Annotated in this window: 18 protein-coding genes; 11 read left to right on the top strand and 7 right to left on the bottom strand. The window is 69.8% G+C overall.

Annotated features, from left to right (window positions below; all coding sequences use genetic code 11):
- Nucleotides 1–18: 18 nt before the first annotated feature.
- Nucleotides 19–558: a SixA phosphatase family protein gene (locus tag NIE111_RS16390; protein WP_238685223.1), complete on the top strand. Its 540-nt coding sequence runs from the start codon at nucleotides 19–21 to the stop codon at nucleotides 556–558.
- A 49-nt stretch (nucleotides 559–607) separates the two neighbouring features.
- Here the strand turns inward: NIE111_RS16390 and NIE111_RS16385 are convergent, their stop codons facing one another.
- From NIE111_RS16385 to NIE111_RS16370, 4 genes are all read right to left on the bottom strand, one after another.
- Nucleotides 608–877, bottom strand: a complete 270-nt coding sequence (locus tag NIE111_RS16385; RefSeq protein WP_030487564.1) for a DUF6458 family protein — start codon at nucleotides 875–877, stop codon at nucleotides 608–610.
- Nucleotides 878–1,072: 195 nt separating this feature from the next.
- A complete protein-coding gene (locus NIE111_RS16380; RefSeq protein WP_238685222.1) occupies nucleotides 1,073–2,929 on the bottom strand; it encodes an acyl-CoA dehydrogenase in 1,857 nt (618 codons plus the stop codon).
- Nucleotides 2,930–3,058: 129 nt separating this feature from the next.
- On the bottom strand, nucleotides 3,059–4,183 hold the full coding sequence (locus tag NIE111_RS16375) for a PP2C family protein-serine/threonine phosphatase (protein WP_238685417.1): 1,125 nt from the start codon (nucleotides 4,181–4,183) through the stop codon (nucleotides 3,059–3,061).
- Between the two features lie 104 nt (nucleotides 4,184–4,287).
- Nucleotides 4,288–4,923 carry a septal ring lytic transglycosylase RlpA family protein gene (locus NIE111_RS16370; protein WP_238685221.1) on the bottom strand — a complete coding sequence of 212 codons (636 nt, stop codon included), beginning with the start codon at nucleotides 4,921–4,923 and terminating at the stop codon, nucleotides 4,288–4,290.
- 187 nt (nucleotides 4,924–5,110) lie between these two features.
- On the opposite strand from NIE111_RS16370, the gene NIE111_RS16365 reads away from it, so the two are divergent.
- The 3 genes from NIE111_RS16365 to NIE111_RS16355 are packed head-to-tail and all read left to right on the top strand — an operon-like array spanning nucleotide 5,111 to nucleotide 7,231.
- Nucleotides 5,111–5,662: a phosphoribosyltransferase family protein gene (locus tag NIE111_RS16365; RefSeq protein WP_238685220.1), complete on the top strand. Its 552-nt coding sequence runs from the start codon at nucleotides 5,111–5,113 to the stop codon at nucleotides 5,660–5,662.
- Nucleotides 5,663–5,695: 33 nt separating this feature from the next.
- Complete coding sequence (locus NIE111_RS16360) at nucleotides 5,696–6,742, top strand: questin oxidase family protein (RefSeq protein ID WP_238685219.1); 1,047 nt, start codon at nucleotides 5,696–5,698, stop codon at nucleotides 6,740–6,742.
- A 57-nt stretch (nucleotides 6,743–6,799) separates the two neighbouring features.
- Complete coding sequence (locus NIE111_RS16355) at nucleotides 6,800–7,231, top strand: ASCH domain-containing protein (protein ID WP_112700111.1); 432 nt, start codon at nucleotides 6,800–6,802, stop codon at nucleotides 7,229–7,231.
- 24 nt (nucleotides 7,232–7,255) lie between these two features.
- On the opposite strand, the gene NIE111_RS16350 is transcribed toward NIE111_RS16355, so the two are convergent.
- Nucleotides 7,256–8,164, bottom strand: a complete 909-nt coding sequence (locus tag NIE111_RS16350) for an LLM class flavin-dependent oxidoreductase (RefSeq protein ID WP_238685218.1) — start codon at nucleotides 8,162–8,164, stop codon at nucleotides 7,256–7,258.
- Between the two features lie 65 nt (nucleotides 8,165–8,229).
- On the opposite strand from NIE111_RS16350, the gene NIE111_RS16345 reads away from it, so the two are divergent.
- Complete coding sequence (locus NIE111_RS16345) at nucleotides 8,230–8,658, top strand: hypothetical protein (RefSeq protein WP_238685217.1); 429 nt, start codon at nucleotides 8,230–8,232, stop codon at nucleotides 8,656–8,658.
- A gap of 216 nt (nucleotides 8,659–8,874) precedes the next feature.
- The gene (locus tag NIE111_RS16340) at nucleotides 8,875–9,519 is read left to right on the top strand and encodes a dihydrofolate reductase family protein (protein WP_238685216.1); all 645 of its coding nucleotides are present in this window, start codon (nucleotides 8,875–8,877) and stop codon (nucleotides 9,517–9,519) included.
- A gap of 25 nt (nucleotides 9,520–9,544) precedes the next feature.
- Here NIE111_RS16340 and NIE111_RS16335 read toward each other — a convergent pair whose 3' ends face one another.
- Nucleotides 9,545–9,886, bottom strand: coding sequence for a VOC family protein (locus NIE111_RS16335; RefSeq protein ID WP_238685215.1), 342 nt, complete (start codon nucleotides 9,884–9,886; stop codon nucleotides 9,545–9,547).
- A 185-nt stretch (nucleotides 9,887–10,071) separates the two neighbouring features.
- Between NIE111_RS16335 and NIE111_RS16330 the strand changes: the two genes are divergently transcribed.
- The 4 genes from NIE111_RS16330 (at nucleotide 10,072) to NIE111_RS16315 (ending at nucleotide 13,214) form a co-directional block, all read left to right on the top strand.
- Complete coding sequence (locus tag NIE111_RS16330) at nucleotides 10,072–10,827, top strand: hypothetical protein (RefSeq protein ID WP_238685214.1); 756 nt, start codon at nucleotides 10,072–10,074, stop codon at nucleotides 10,825–10,827.
- The gene (locus NIE111_RS16325) at nucleotides 10,824–11,177 is read left to right on the top strand and encodes a transcriptional regulator (RefSeq protein ID WP_238685213.1); all 354 of its coding nucleotides are present in this window, start codon (nucleotides 10,824–10,826) and stop codon (nucleotides 11,175–11,177) included. The genes NIE111_RS16330 and NIE111_RS16325 overlap by 4 nt, the downstream gene beginning before the upstream one ends.
- A gap of 645 nt (nucleotides 11,178–11,822) precedes the next feature.
- Nucleotides 11,823–12,761, top strand: a complete 939-nt coding sequence (locus tag NIE111_RS16320) for an LD-carboxypeptidase (RefSeq protein ID WP_238685416.1) — start codon at nucleotides 11,823–11,825, stop codon at nucleotides 12,759–12,761.
- Nucleotides 12,762–12,788: 27 nt separating this feature from the next.
- Nucleotides 12,789–13,214 (top strand): DUF6924 domain-containing protein, encoded by a 426-nt coding sequence (locus NIE111_RS16315; protein ID WP_238685212.1) that lies wholly within the window; start codon nucleotides 12,789–12,791, stop codon nucleotides 13,212–13,214.
- Between the two features lie 239 nt (nucleotides 13,215–13,453).
- Here the strand turns inward: NIE111_RS16315 and NIE111_RS16310 are convergent, their stop codons facing one another.
- Entirely contained in the window at nucleotides 13,454–13,837 is a 384-nt protein-coding gene (locus NIE111_RS16310) for a hypothetical protein (protein WP_238685211.1), read from the bottom strand.
- A 538-nt stretch (nucleotides 13,838–14,375) separates the two neighbouring features.
- Between NIE111_RS16310 and NIE111_RS16305 the strand changes: the two genes are divergently transcribed.
- Nucleotides 14,376–15,362 (top strand): protein NO VEIN domain-containing protein, encoded by a 987-nt coding sequence (locus NIE111_RS16305; RefSeq protein WP_238685210.1) that lies wholly within the window; start codon nucleotides 14,376–14,378, stop codon nucleotides 15,360–15,362.
- The last annotated feature ends 28 nt before the right edge of the window (nucleotides 15,363–15,390 follow it).

Here is a 15,390-nt window from a genome sequence, read left to right as displayed (position 1 = left end):
ATCGGGCAAGCTGGGGGCATGACGGACGTCGACCCCGACACACGGACTCTGGTGTTGCTGCGGCACGCGAAGGCCGAGCAGGGCAGCGACGCGGCGGACGACGCGGAGCGGCCGCTGAGTGCACGCGGGAACGCCGACGCGGCTGCGGCTGGGGCCTGGTTGGCGCATCAGGGGCTGCTGCCCGACGTGGTGATCTGCTCGACGGCCCGACGCACCCGGCAGACCTGGCATGGGGTGGCGATGGGGATGACCGGTTCACCGCCGGAGGGCGGCCCGACCGGTCCTCGGCCAACCGTCCGCTATGAGCCGGGTGCGTACGATGCGCACCCCGAGGAGTTGTTGTCGCTGGTCCGCACTGTGGACCCGGCGGCCCGCACGGCGCTGATCATTGCCCATAATCCGGGCATCTCGCTGCTTTCGGCGCTCCTGGATCCCGAGGGAGTGGACGACGGGGGTTTGCGCACCGCCGAGCTGGCTGTGCACCGGGTCCCAGCCGCTTGGGCGGAAGTGAGTAGGGCGGGAGCGCCGCTCACGGCTCGCCACACCGCGCGCGACTGAGCCACCCGCCGATCCGACGGGTGGCTCAGGGGTACGCCTTGTGCGGGGATCAGGACGGCGGCGCCGTTGGTGGCGGCGGGTCCGGCGGTGGCGGCATCATCGCCGTCGGATGAGACAGCCGGTTCTCCTCCACGATGAGGGTTCGAGCCCGCTTGCGCCGGTCCTGCCAGAACCAGACAGTGGTCAGTAGTACGGCCAGCCCGGCCAGGATGAACACCCAGCCGACCGCGCGTACGTCGATCCACCAGACGTTGGCCCTCAGCGCGAAGGTCAGGATCGCGCCGATGGCGATGAGAAAAATGCCGCTTCCTACACCCATGTGCGCTGCACTCCCCCGTGCGGTGGCTCTGGGCGTTCCCTTTCGAGGTCACGCGACGGTTACCCGCCACGCCAGCGGCATACCCGACCGGGCTAGGCCAATACGTGCCGCCGCCGGGCGGAGACGGCGACGGCCGGCGGGGCAGAAGCCCCACCGGCCGTGGCAGGTGCCGGGTGGTGCGACCCAGCACAAGACCTAGAAGGCCTCCTCCGGGAGGTCCATGATGTCGAGGTCGGCACCCTCGATGATCCGCCGGTCGGCGCCGATGCGGGGCAGCACCTCACGGGCGAAGAAGCGGGCAGCGGCCACCTTGCCGGTGTAGAACGCCTTGTCGCTGGCGGAGACCTCGCCCGCGAGGGCCTTCAGTGCCACCTCGGCCTGCCGCTGGAGCAGCCAGCCGACCACCAGGTCGCCGATCGCCAGCAGGAACCGCCGGCTGCTCAGCCCGACCTTGTAGAGCGCGCGGGTGTCGCCGCCCTGCGCCTCGCCCAGCCAGCCGGTCAGCACGCCGAGGATGTTCTGGATCTCGGCCAGCGCCTTGCCCAGCGCCTGCCGCTCCTCCTTGAGCTGGCCGTTGCCCGCCTCGGAGGAGATGAACTCCTGGATCTCGCCGGAGACCGCGAGCAGCGCCTTGCCGTTGTCCCGAACGATCTTGCGGAAGATCAGGTCGAGGCTCTGGATGGCGGTGGTGCCCTCGTACAGCGTGTCGATCTTGGCGTCGCGGACGTACTGCTCCAGCGGGTAGTCCTGAAGGAACCCGGAGCCGCCAAAGGTCTGCAGGGCCTCGTGCCCGAGCATCTCGTACGCCCGCTCCGAACCGACGCCCTTGACCAGCGGCAGCAGCAGGTCGTTGACCCGCTTGGCCAGCTTGGTGGCCTTCTCGTCCCCGGCAGCCTCGGCCAGCGCGACCTTGTCCTGCCAGGTGGCGGTGTAGAGGACCAGAGCGCGAAGACCCTCGGCGTACGACTTCTGCAGCAGCAGCGAGCGGCGCACGTCCGGGTGGTGGGTGATGGTGACCCGGGGGGCGGTCTTGTCCGCCTGCTGGATCAGGTCGGCACCCTGCACGCGGTTCTTCGCGTACTCGAGGGCGTTGAGGTAGCCCGTGGAGAGGGTGGCGATGGCCTTGGTACCGACCATCATCCGGGCGTACTCGATGATCATGAACATCTGCCGGATGCCGTCGTGCTTGTCGCCCAGCAGCCAGCCCTTGGCCGGTACGCCGTGCTCGCCGAAGGTCACCTCGCAGGTGTTGGAAACCTTCAGGCCCATCTTGTGCTCGACGTTCGTGGCGTAGACGCCGTTGCGCTCGCCAAGCTCGCCGGTGGTCTCGTCGAAGTGGAACTTCGGCACCACGAAGAGCGACAGGCCCTTCGTGCCGGGGCCACCGGCACCCTCCACGCCGACCGGACGCGCCAGCACGTAGTGCACGATGTTGTCGCTCAGGTCGTGCTCACCCGAGGTGATGAAGCGCTTCACGCCCTCGATGTGCCAGGTGCCGTCGGGCTGCTGGATCGCCCGGGTGCGCCCCGCACCCACGTCCGAGCCGGCATCCGGCTCGGTGAGGACCATCGTGGAGCCCCACTGCTTGTCGATGAAGAGCCTGGCCCACTTCTTCTGCCGCTCGTTACCCTCGACGTGCAGCACGTGCGCGAAGGACGGGCCGGAGGCGTACATCCAGACCGGCGCGTTCGAGCCGAGCACCAGCTCGGCGAGCGCCCACCAGAGGGCGCGCGGCGCGTTGGTGCCGCCCAGCGCCGGCGGCAGGTCCAGGCGCCAGAACTCGGAGTCCATGAATGCCTGGTAGGACTTCTTGAACGACTCCGGCAGCGGCGCGGTGTGCGTCGCCGGGTCGAAGACCGGCGGATTGCGGTCACTGTCCGTGTAGCTGGCGGCCAGATCCTCGCGGGCGAGGCGGTCGACCTCAGCGAGGAAGCTGCGGGCGGTGTCGGTGTCGAGATCCGAGTACGGCTCCTGGCCGAACGCCCGGTCCGCCCCGAAGACCTCGAACAGGTTGAACTCGAGATCCCGGAGGTTGCTCTTGTAGTGGGTCATGCTCGCTGGCCCCGCTTCCGGACAGGTGTTACCGATCAGTAACCCCGACTGTATTACTCGCGGGTAGGCAGCGACAAGCGGATCACCCAAGTGACGGCGATTACACACCTGCGGGCGCTGTCGGCCGGCTCAGCTCTCGGCGGCGCCGACCTCCCAGCTCGGGACGGCTACGGCCGCGCCGGTACGGGCTCCCACGTACTCGATCAGGACCAGCGCGATGTCGTCGTCGAGCCGACCGTGCACCCACTCGACCAGGGCGGTCTCCAGCGATGCCAGCCCGTCGGCGACAGTGCCATGGCCGAGCAGTCGCCAGGCCCGGTCGGCGGTCGGGAAGAACTCGCCGTCCCGCCGCGCCTCGCCGAGACCGTCGGTGAACAGCAGCAGCCGGTCCCCGGGCTCCAGGCGTTCGACCCGGGGGCGGACCACTGGCATGAACCCGAGCGGAGGCGCCGGGGCCGGTGGTTCCAGTGGGATCACCGCACCCCGGCGTAGCAGCAGCGGTGGCGGATGCCCGCAGTTGACGATCGTGAGGGTGCCGCCGCGCTCCTCGACCAGAGCTGCCGTGACGAAGTCCTCGTCGCCGACGTTGCGGGCCACCGCGCGGTCCAGGTCGGCGACGACGGCCCGCAGGTCGGCCCGCTCGTACGCCACGTGCCGGTAGGAACCGAGGACGATGCTGGCCAGCCGGACCGCGTCCAGGCCCTTGCCCCGCACGTCACCGATGATCATGCGGACGCCGTAGGGCGTGTCGATCGCCTCGTACAGGTCGCCGCCGATCTCGGCCGTCGCGGTGGAGGAGATGTAGCGTCCCGCGACCGAGAGCGTGCCGACCTGCGGCCCGAGCGGGCGCAACACCGCCTGCTGGGCCACCGAGGCGAGTTTGGTCAGCTCCACGATCCGCTCGGCCTGCCGCTGGCGAACCCAGGCCACCGCCACGGCCATCCCGGTGACGAGCGCGACCGCGACAACGCTGACCGAGGTGGCCAACGAGACCTTCGGCGCGATCAGCGCGAAGCCGGCGCCGATCAGCGTCGCCGCGACGCCCACTCCCAGGACCACCAGCCAGGACGCCAGGGCGGCGGCGAGAACCGGCGCGGCCGCCAGGAGCGCGACGTAGTGCACCTTGCGGCCGTCCGCCGCCTCCACCGCCGAGACGATCGCGAGCAGAACGAGGGCCGCGCCGAGGCCGGCGCGGGATCCGGGGCTCAGCGGGCGACGGCCCGACTGGAGGAGTCGCGTGGGTACGAGGGACAGTTTGCCTGATCCACGTGAACCGGTGAATGAACCTGACCCGTCGTCCGAGGAGGTTCTGTCCGGCCGGCCCAGTCGGCCGGCCGAATCGGCGTCGCCGATCCCACTCAGCCGAGGACCTCATAGCGGACGGTGAGCGCGCCCACGTCGACCGAGGCGATGCTGGCGAAGGCGGCCCGGGAGAGGTCCAGGCAGCGGCCGTCGATGAACGGGCCGCGGTCGTTGATCCGCACCGTCACCGACTTGCCGTTGGCCGGGTTGGTCACCCGGACCTTGGTGTTGAACGGCAGTGTCTTGTGCGCGGCGGTCAGCGCGTCGGGGTTGAACGACTCGCCGTTGGCGGTGAGCTGCCCGTCGGAGTAGAACGAGGCGCCGCACGAGCCGCTGTCCAGCACCTTCGCCGCAGCCGTGGTCTTCTTGGCCGTCGGCTTCGGCTTCGGCGACGCGGTGCGCTCCTTGTTCCGAGAGGCGGCCTGCTGCGACCGGGTCGCCGACGGGCTGGCGGTCACGCTGGGCGAGGCGCTGACACTCGGGGTGACGGCCGGGGCGCTGGTGGGGGTGAGGCTGCTCGCGGCGGTGGTCGGGGTGAGGTCGAGGGCCACCTGCCCCGACTGGTCGGGGCCGGAGACCAACTGAACGGCACCTACAGTGCCTCCGACGGCGAGGGCGACGCCGACCGCCGCGGTGGCCACGATGCCCGCCGGGGAGGAGAAGATGCGGGTACGGGAGTGCTTGCCTGCCACCGGCCCGGTCCTTTCGTCGTCTGAACAAACCGGGTCGGACCGTAACGAGAGAAGCACTTCCGAAGTCAACGTGATCATGGTGCTATGCCCGTATTTGCACAGGTACGTGTAGCCGATCATCCGACCCGGGATGGGCCGGGTGGCCCGGGTGCCGCCACGCCCACTCCCCGTGCCGCAGGATGGGCGGATGCCCGCCGATCTGACCGAACGCCTGGCCGCCCTGTTCCAGTGGATCGACCCCGGACCGGACACCAGTCACCTGGTCAGCGACATCTCCGGTTGGTGGCGGGACCCGACGGTGCTGGCCGAGCTGGGGCCGGCCCTGGTGGCGCCGTACCGGGCCGCCCGGCCCACCGTGGTGCTCGCGCCGGCCGTCACCGGGCTGCTGCTCGGGCCGTTGGCCGCCACCGCCCTCGGGGTCGGCTTCGTGGCCGCCCACAAGCCCGGTGACGGGCGACTGCCGGCAGGGCCACTCACCTGGGCGCAGAGCCCGCCGGACTACCGGGGCCGACGGGTCGACCTCGCCGTACGGGACCGACACCTCGGCCCCGACGACCGGGTGCTGGTGGTGGACGACTGGGTGCGTACCGGCGCGCAGCTACGCGCCCTCTACGACATCTGCGCCGCGCGGGGCGCCGAGGTGCTCGGCACCGCGGTGGTGGCCGTGGACTGCCCGCCCGAGGTCGCGGCCGACCTACGGATCACCGGCCTGATCGACGCCACGGATCTGCCCGCTTGACCTGAAGCGAGGTTGAGCACCGACGATCGACGGATGAGTGACGGGATTCTCGACGAGGCGTACGAGCGGCTGCACCGCACCGGCCCCGAATATCAGGGCTGGCTGTCCAACCACGGGCCGATGGCCGTCGAGGCGTTGGTCCGACACGGGCACCCGCACCGGGTGCACCGTTGGCTCGACGACTACCTCGGCCGCCTCGACGAGATGCCCCGAGGGCTGAACCCGATCGACGACTGGCGGTCAGCGCTGGGCGATCCGAGGCGCGCCGGTGACTGGCTGGCCTACTTCGACAGGCAACTGCGCGAACACCAGTGGCGTGCGGTGCTCGGCACCTGGTGGCCCCGGCTACTGCCGGGCATCGCCGCCGGCGCCACGCACGGTGTGATCCGGGTCGGGCACGCCGTACGCGCGCTCGACCCGGACGACGAGAACCGACAGCGGCTCACCGAGTTGGGTCAGGCCCTCGGCTACTGGGCGGCCCGTTGGCAGCCGATCCCCGGCACCGACCGGCTGTTCACCGGCGACCCGGACCAGCCGGGCGCCGACGACATCGACGTGGCGGCCGCGCTGGCCGGGCTGCCCCGGATCGACGACCAGACCGGCGGCGTCCGGGATCGGCTGGACCAGCTGCCGGGCGTACCCCGATGGGAGCCGGCACTCGCGACGCTGCGCCCCGCGCGGAGCCCGGCCGAGGCGGAGCGTGGGCTCACCACGCTGGTGCACCGGGCCGGCCTGGACTACCTGCGCTTCGGGCACGCAGCGCCGGTCATGCTGGTGCACGCGGTCACCGCGCCGACCGCCGTGCTGCGTACCCTGCCCGCACTCGACCGGGGTCTGTGGGCGCCGAGCTTCGCCGCGGCCTGGGCCGCGACGGCGGCCATGACCTCCGTGTACGCCCCGGCCACCGGCATCGCGCCCCCGACAGTGACCCCCGCGCCGCCGTCGGAGGTCTTCGCCCGCGCGGCCCGCCACGGCGACGAGCACGTGGTCAAGCTCGCCGACGCGATCCTCGACGCGTACGCGACGAGCGCTGACGAGCGGCTCCTCACCGCACCCGGCTACGCCGGCCAACTGATCTGAGCGGGGCGACGGGTATTGCGGCGGCGGCCCGGCCCGCGCTGGCCTAGCCTCGGCAGGATGTGGCCTCGGATCGGTGAACTACGCGCCCTCGCCCTCGGCACCCCCGGCGAGTTGCGGTCGACCCTCAACACTCTGGTGCTGGCGGGTGTGAAGACCGCGACGGCCGGCCGGCTCGCCGAGTACGCGGAAGAAGGCGAGGAGTTGGAGCACGTCGGCGAACGTCTGGCCCTTGTCGACGACGACAACGCACTGGCCGGCGTCGTGGAGATCACCGGAGTCGAGGTGGTCCGCTTCGCCGACGTGCCCTGGGACTTCGCCCACGCCGAGGGCGAGGGTGACCGCTCGATCGAGGAGTGGCGGGCCGGGCATTCGACCTACTGGGCGCGGCTCGGCACCCCGGTCGACGGCGACACCCCGATCGTCTGCCTGCGCTTCCGCCTGGTTTCCGGCGGCGAGGGCGGTGTGGCCAGCGGCGACCTCGGCACCTGACCCGGTCGGGTCGGTGCGTCAGCCTCAGCCGCGCAGTTGTGGCAGCAACCGCGTCGCCACGTCCACCAGGATGGCCTCGTCACCGGCGTACCAACTGCTGGCGCGCGGCCAGTGCGTCACCACGTCGGTGAAGCCCAACTCGGCGGCCCGGCCGACCTGATCGGCGAAGAACTGTGCGCTGCTGAGCGAGAAGACCGGCGCCGCGTCCAGCGAGAGGTAGCGGTCCAGGCTGGCCGGGTCGCGGCCGGCCTCGTCCAGGGTCCGGTCCATCCGCGCGGACAGCGCCGACACACTGGCCCACCAACCCGCCAGGTCGTTGTCGTCACCGGTGCCGGTGGTCACCCAACCCTGCCCGAAGCGGGCCACCAACCGCATCGACCGTGGCCCGTTGGCGGCCACCACGAACGGCACCCGAGGCTGCTGCACGCAGCCGGGGTTGTTGCGGGCATCCACCGCGGCGAACCAGTCGCCACGCCAGGTGGTGCCGTCCTCCCGCAGGATCAGGTCCAACAACTCGGTGAACTCGGCGAACCGGTCGACCCGCTGACGCGGCGGCAGCGTCTCACCACCCAGCACCGCCGAGTCGAAGCCGATGCCGCCCGCGCCGAGGCCGAGCAGCAGCCGGCCGGCGGAGACGTCGTCCACAGTGGTGATCTGCCTGGCGAACGCGGCCGGGTGCCGGAAGTTCGGTGACGCCACGAGGGTGCCCAGTCGAATCCGCGAGGTCACCGTGGCGGCCGCGGTCAGCGTGGCCATCGAGTCGAACCACGGGCCGTCGACCAGGTCACGCCAACCCAGGTGGTCGTACGTCCAGGCGTGGTCGAAGCCCCACTCGTCGACCTGCCGCCAGCGACGCTGCGACTCCGCCCACCGCTGGTCCGGCAGGATCACGATGCCAATCCGCATGATCGCCACCCTAGTCGGGCCGAACATCCGCCCTCGGCATCACGCTGAGCAGAGGGTCGGGCTTCGTTGCGACAAACCCGTACTCTCCGGGGATGCCCACCGAAGGAGCTGCTGCCCGCGTATCCCCGGGTGGCCGGACCCACCGGCTCCGCATGGTCCGCACGGGGGCTTTGCTGGTCGGGGTGATGATTCCGTCGCTCATCCTCCGCGAGCTGATCGAGTCTCGGTTCGGTCGCGGGCCGGTGGCCGACCTCAGCGCGGTCGCGGTGCCCATGGCGGCGACCGCGTGGCTCGCGCCGTACGCCTCCTATCGGCGGCGCGACGCCCTGCTCTGGCTGGTTGGCCCGGGCCTGTACTTCTTCGCGGTGATCGTCTGGCGGGTGGCCCTCGCGCCCTACCGGGACTGGAGCCCTCGCCCGGAGGAACGGGCCCGGATGCGCTGGTCACGCGACCCGGAACACGCCGGGACGTGGTACCTGACCGAGCCCGAGAGTGGCACGCGTCACACTTCTTCCCGGTAGGGACATCGCGTTCGACTCCGACCCCTCGGGGAGCGGCACCGGGGCGGGGGGTGTCGAGCTGACGCCGACCCGCGTCCTTGTCACCCCGCAGGTGACCCACATCCGGTACGCGGTGCGCGGTCGCGCCCCGCTCGTGCTCGACGACCGGGGCCGCGGCGGTGGACCGACGGTGACCGCGAACTGAATCACGGCCCATCGAAGGAAGGACGACACGCCATGCCGCAACTGTTGCGGGTGCAGTGCTTCAACGTTTCGCGCGACGGGTTCGGGACCGGAGAGGGGCAGAGCCTGGAACGGCCCTTTGGTCACGCGGACCCCACCCCGCTGTTCTCCTGGCGTGCCGCCACCGCCAGCTTCGTGTATCGCACCGAGCCGGGCGGGACTCGTGGCCTGGACGACTACCTGACCCGCGACGCCGAGTGCAACATCGGCGCGGAGATCATGGGTCGCAACAAGTTCGGCCCGCAGCGCGGCCCCTGGAAGGATCACGAGTGGCAGGGCTGGTGGGGGGACAACCCGCCGTTCCACACGCCGGTCTTCGTGCTCACCCACCACCTGCGCCCGTCGTTCAGCCTTTCCGACACCACGTTCCACTTCCGTGATGTCAGCCCGGCCGAGGCGCTGGCCGAGGCGACGCAGGCAGCCGACGGTCGGGACGTACGCCTCGGCGGTGGGGTGGCCACCATTCGCGAGTTCATCGAGGCCGACCTGGTCGACACGATGCACATCGCCGTGGCGCCCGTCGACCTCCAGCGGGGCGAGCGGCTGTGGGACAGCCCCGACGAGTTGCTCGACCGCTTCCACCTTGAGTCGGTGCCCAGCCCCAGCGGAGTCACCCATCTGCTGTTCTGGAGGCGATGACCGCCCTCCTCCCCGGCACCGTCGTCTAGAGCCGGGCCAGCACCAGCAACCGGTTGCCGTCGGGGTCGGTGACCCGGGCGGACCGCTCGCCCCAGGGCTGGTCGACCGGCTCCTCGGTGACTGTCGCCCCACCCGTACGCAGCGCGCCCACTGCCGCGTCGCAGTCGTCGGCGTAGACGCACAACTCCCAGCGGTGCGAGTCGGCCGGCCCGCCAGCCTCCGGGTTGGCGGCCAGGCCGAGTTCGCTGCTGCCCAGCCGCAGGGCGACGAACTCCGGGGCGCCCTCGTCCGGGAACTGGTAGGTCAGCTCGAAGCCGACCACGTCCCGGTAGAACGCGATCAGTCGTGGCAGGTCAGGTGTCGTCACGATCGGAAAGGCTTCGGTGAACACGGACCACCTCCAAGCCGGACCCTAGCCGCTGCCGAGGCCCGGCAGGAACTACCACGGTCGATCCCCGCGGATGTCATCACTTCGCTGGAACACTTGCGCAGAATGATTTGCGATGCAAACCTATTGGCAGTGCAGATCCGCGCAGCAGCCTGGAGGTCACAGTGACGGACCGATCGAGCACCGCGCCGAACAGCGGCAGCACACCCGGAGAGCTGCTGGCCGCGGTGACCGCCCTCCAGCGGCGTACCCGGGCCGTCCGCAACGCCTACTGGCTGCCGCTGCTGCTGTTCGGCCTCCTGATGGCGGCAGCCGCACCCCTGTACGTCGAGTCGACCGATCCGCTCGGCATGCGTGTCGGGCAGGACAACCCCGCACTGACCGGCCTCGGCGGGGACTTCCTCGAACGCTCGGCGACCCTCGGCTGGTACTGGCTGGCGGCGCTCATCGGCGGCTACCTGCTCAGCCTCTGGTGGTACCGGTGGCATGGTGTGCGGGTGGGCGTCCAGACACCGGCTCGGCCGTACGTCATCGCCGGCATCGTGGGCACCCTCGTCGGGCTCGTGCTGCCGATCGTGCTGCGGTACCTGTTGCTCAACACGGCGACGGTGATCTCGAACGCGACCGGCTGGGTGACCACACCGCTGCTGGGCATCTCCGATCGCGGAATGATCCCGCACCTGGTCATCGCGGTGGGGCTACTGGTCCTGGCTCGACTGGAACGCAGTCGTGGCCTGACGGTCGTGGCCGTGGTCTACGCCGCGGCGGTCGTCCTCGTGAACATCTACTTCCAGACCGCCAACTTCCAGCCCGGGGACCTGAACCGCCACAGCTTCCTACTGGCGGCCCTGCTGCCCGCACCGATCCTGCTCGTCGGCGGCGGCATCGCCCTCCTCAACACGATCAAGAGGCCGGCGTGAGCAGCAACGCAGAGGCCGCCGGCACCGGCAACGGCGGTCACCCGACGAACGGGCTCAGCGACACCGTCCACCAACGCAACCGGCTCGGCATCCTCACCATCGCGGCGGAGGCCGAACGGGTGGAGGTCGCCTACCTGCGCGACGCCCTCGAACTCACCGCCGGCAACCTCTCCCGACACCTCGCCGTGCTGGAGGAGGCCGACCTGATCCAGATCGAACGGGGCTACCACGGCCGCCGGCCCAAGACCTGGATCAGGATCACCGAGCAGGGGCAGGCCGCACTGGCTGCCGAGATCAACGCACTACGGGAACTCCTGCGACGCCATCAGGAGTTCCGGGCTTCCACCTGAGCGCAGCTGTTGGATCGACACAGGGCCACGTTAACTCCGACTTCCGTGGCTGGCTGTCGATCCACTTCGTTCAGAACGCAGGCCCGCACACGCAGAGCCTGAAGCTGGGCTCGTTGTCCAAGCTGACGCCCGGCAACGTACGCGAAGCGATCCTTGCCACCCGCGAACTCCTGCGGCCCGTCGAGGCTCGCGGCGTCGATCTGCGGCGGCACCGCGGCGAGCTACTTCCGTTCACCGCGCCCGTCTGGCTGGCAGCACCGGCAATGGCCCGGCTGTTCAGGCACTTCCCGCCGATGCGCCTGGTCATGGAGGCCCACGCCAACCCCGAGGAGCTGCGCGCGGTCTGTCGCGACACCCTGGCGGAGGCGCAGGCTGGGCGTGGAGGTGCCCCGACTGGAGGCGGCCGAGCCCTACTTCGCCGCCGAAAGAACGATCTACGCATGTCACACGCTGGTGCTGAAACGCCTCGGGCGTGCGCGTCCACAGCCCTCGAATTGAGATGCGTACGGGCTCACGCACCTGTTGGATCTCGACATGGAGCATGAGCTTGTTAGTCCTCGGAAGGCACGCCCGGGGGACCACCTCGCGGTCCTCTCACCGTCCTTCGCCGCGGCCGGTGCCTATCCCGGGATCCACGAGCAGGCCATGCGACGGCTCGCCGACCTGACCGGCCTCGTTCCGGTCGAATACCCCACCACCCGCCAGGTGGGCGCGAGCGCGGCAGCGCGGGCGGCGGACATCAACGCCGCCTTCGCGGACCCCCAGGTACGCGGCATTCTCGCCGTCGTCGGCGGCGACGACCAGATCACCGTCATCCCCCACTTGGACGCCGACCTGGCCCGAGCCGACCCGAAGCCGTTCCTCGGCACCAGCGACAACACCAACCTGCACCACTGGCTCTGGGGCCTCGGCATCGCCAGCTTCTACGGCGGGTCCTCCCAGGTGCACCTCGGCCCCGGGCCTGCCGTCGACGACATCCACGTCCGGTCACTGCGAGCGGCGTTGCTCACCGGGGAACGACTGGAGATCACCGACCCGGGTGAGTCCGAGGACGTCGGCATCGACTGGGCAGATCCCCAGGCGTTGAAGTCGTTCGGCGAGCGCGAACCGACGGAGCCGTGGAGCTGGCACGGGCCGTCCCGCGCGGTCACCGGCCCCACCTGGGGTGGCTGCCTGGAAGTCATCCAGTGGATCCTGACGGCGGGACGCTTCCCGTTTCCGCCGGAGGTCCTGCACGGCGGAGTGTTGATCATCGAGACGTCGGAGGAGCTTCTCCCCGCCCGCGAGGTTGGCTGGATCGTCCGGTCACTGGGTGAACGCGGTCTTCTCAGCGCCGTCGACGCGGTCCTGGTCGCCCGTCCGCCGGTCTCCGACCACACCCGTCGACCCCCGGCCGAGGATCGTGCGCGACTTCGCGAGCAGCAGCGCGACACTGTCGTCGACGTGGTGACCCGCTACAACCCCGAGGCGGTCATCTGCGTCGGGGTTCCGTTCGGCCACACCAGACCACAGTGGGTTCTCCCCCACGGCGGCCCGGTCACCGTCGACGGCGTGCAACGTCGCATCTTCGCCGACTACCGATAGGGCCTGGCGGGGTGGAGGATCTTCGTCGTGCCCCCTCTGCCGCAACCCGACGACCTCGCATCGCTTGTGCTCCGGACCGACTTCACCGACGACAGCACGTGGGAGGCCGTCAAGGAAGAGTTTCGCCGGTGGGACTGCTACTACAGCGCGACCTTCGTCGACGATCCCGCCTACAGCAAGGCGACCGTCAAGCAGCTGATCGACGCGAACGCCCCCATCAGTGATGAAGACTGGCTCCCTTACCTGTTCGTGGCCGACGCGGCCACGATGATCGACGTCGAACGCCCGCTGCTCGCCGTCGACCTAAGCCGCGAGCCCGGTCGCACCTTCCACGTGCCGCCCCGCTGGTATCCGGACGTCTCGGCCAACCTCACCATCGCCAACATGGACTTCGCCGAGTTCGCCGACGCCGCCGACGAGTCCGGAACGTACCGGGGCTTCGAGGGGACTTGACGACCTGGAAAAGCAGCGGCTGATGGCACGCGCCTGATCGTTTGACCGTGAACGTCGAAGGCCCTGACCGGGACTCACGTCCTGGGCAGGGCCTTCGCAGTGGAGCGGGTGACGGGAATCGAACCCGCACTGTCAGCTTGGGAATTGCCGATGGGCGACAGGTCGTAGGGCCGGCGGCCTGGTCGCGGCGGGTCCCTGGTGGCCTGGGTTGACCTTGGTTGTCCCGGCCTAATGGCACGCTAATGGCACGCCGTCCGCTCGTCAGCGGTTGGCCGAAGACGTTCCCACTGAGGGTCGTAACAGACCAGGCCGTGGGCGGCTGCCATGCGCGCGGCCTCGGCCGAGACCTCCTCGCACATGCTGTAGCGCATCGTGAAGTAGACCATTGGCCCGGACGCCTCGTCCATCAGTGGGCTGGCGGACCAAGGGCTGACATCCTCGTCGTCGTCCGGCAACTCCTCCGCCCATCGGGCAAGCAGCGCGAGGACATAGGCACGGATGCGCGGTGTCGGTACCTGCTCCTCGCCGTCCATGTAGGTGTCGTAGAACTGGTCGTAGACCTCGCCCGCGGCGGCGTCATCCGCCGGCTGCTCGCCTTCCCAGACCGCCAAGTCGTAACTCATGGCAGGAGTCTGCCGGCCGGGGCCGACACTCCGCTCAGGCTGCGTCGCTGGCTCGGGGGCAAGACGGCGTAGCCGGCGCGGCAGCCGATCGCCGGAAACTCCACGAGGAGCAACCACTAACGCGATCGTCACGGCCTGGTGCTGCTCGTCGTTCCGACTTTGCGTGTGGGCGCGGCCGGCCCGCCGGCTGTCGGTGGCTCTCCGCCCCGGTGCCGCAGGCGGCCGGGGCGGCTTGCCGCCGGGCGGGTTCACCGCGCCCGCGCCGCGCGGAGCGCGGCGCCTTGATCCCGAACAGAAGAAATCGGCAACTGTGGGGGCAGAACGTGGAAGCGAGAACGCTCGTCTGCAGGTGGGTGCTCATCGCCCGCTGATATCCCTTCGTGTTCGTGATCTCGGGTCGCCCCTCCATGCGCTGCCGACCCTCGTCGGTCTGGTTATGTCAGCGATGCCGTCGCCAAGTCCATTACTGGTCAGAGTTCCCGTGGTCTTAACCTGAGGTCGTTTGTCACACGTCTGTGCCAAAGTGATCGCCGTGCGAATGACTGACGATCGCGGCCGTGTGCTCGACGCCGAATACTCCGTCGAGCCCGATGGCGGCCAAGTCGCCGTCATCCTCGAAAGCATGAGTGGTCGGGCCGACGGCAGGCCGCCACGGAACACCGACTATCGGCCCGCGCTAGAGCTGATCTTGAAGCGTCTCAAGGAACGCGGAGCTGTCATCGAAGCGGCCATAGTTGATTCCCGGCGAACCCAGATGCTTCCCGAGTCGAGTCGCAGCCTGATCATGGAGCCCATCCCTCTGGTTGACGCTCAGGACCTTCACGCGTTACGACGGCGCCTAACCAACGCACAGACGACGATCGGTCAGGCCCCTGACGCCCGCCGTCCCGGCAACAGCACCAAGCGAATACGGCTACGTCTCGTTGTTCCCGGCTACGGGGCTTCCGACGCCGACCGCCTGGCCGCCGACCTGGCAGTAGGGCCATCGCCCGCGGCAGCCGGGGAACTTGCCCGACTCCCAGTCCCGGTGCGTCAGCCAACATCCCGTGATAAGGGCACAAATCCCGATAGAAGCTCTCGCTCCGACGGATCTGGGTACATGAACGATCAAATACTCAAGGTCGCGCTTGAGCAGCATGCCGTCCGGACGGTCATGGACCACTACCGCGATGTCGAGGGATACGAGGTTGAGAATGTCGGCCACAGGGAGAGCTACGACGTCCGAGCAACACGCGGAACCGAGGAGCTGCACATTGAGGTCAAGGGCTCGTCAAGGCTCGCGGACAAGGTCGAACTGACCTCCAACGAGGTCAACCACGCGCGCGGTACCGACACTCATCTCGTGGTCGTGGACGAAATCCGCTGGCGCAGGCTCCCCGACGGAACCATTGAAACCAGCGGAGGACGAGCCCGCCGCTGGACCGCGTGGACTCCCGCGGAGGAGCACCTGACGCCCTCCCGTTATTGGTACCGCCCGCCGGCCCACACCAACGAGTTACCGCTGCCGGACGGAATCCCGGTTTGAACCCGTTCGGCTCACCTGATGGCTCGCG

The organism is Micromonospora hortensis (assembly GCF_022230935.1).
Taxonomy (GTDB): Bacteria; Actinomycetota; Actinomycetes; order Mycobacteriales; family Micromonosporaceae; genus Micromonospora; species Micromonospora hortensis.
This window is presented reverse-complemented; position numbering and strand designations above follow the sequence as displayed.